Source organism: Burkholderia sp. SIMBA_051 (assembly GCF_046534915.1).
GTDB classification, from domain to species: Bacteria; Pseudomonadota; Gammaproteobacteria; order Burkholderiales; family Burkholderiaceae; genus Burkholderia; species Burkholderia ambifaria.
Genome location: NZ_JAWRXS010000140.1, coordinates 1 through 312, shown reverse-complemented (window position 1 = coordinate 312; position 312 = coordinate 1). Strand labels below are relative to the sequence as shown.

1 pseudogene is annotated in these 312 nt (G+C 69.6%); it reads right to left on the bottom strand.

The window, feature by feature from the left end:
- A pseudogene (locus SB771_RS33920) lies at positions 1-312 on the bottom strand (integrase); the annotation flags it as partial.

The window sequence follows — 312 nt, the reverse complement described above, 5'->3', positions numbered from 1 at the left end:
ACCATCGCCTGGTACTGGCTGCTCGGCCGGAGTGTCCTGTAGAACGGCCGCCAGCGCGGGTCATCGCGCGGGTGCTTGCGGCCGCCGTCGGCGACCCAGCGCGGGCGCGGCTGCGGGTCCCTGAGGAATTGCCGGAACAGCAGCAGGTCTTCGTGCGTGAGCGACGACAGCGGCTTGCCGAGCTGGACGATCGCCCATAGCAGCAGCCGTTCGGCTTCCTTGCGGTAGCTGTCGAAGGTGGTCCGTTTGTCGGCGAAGCGCGCGAGCCACGCGCGGATCGCCTCGAGATCGTTCGTGGCGGCGATCTGCGCG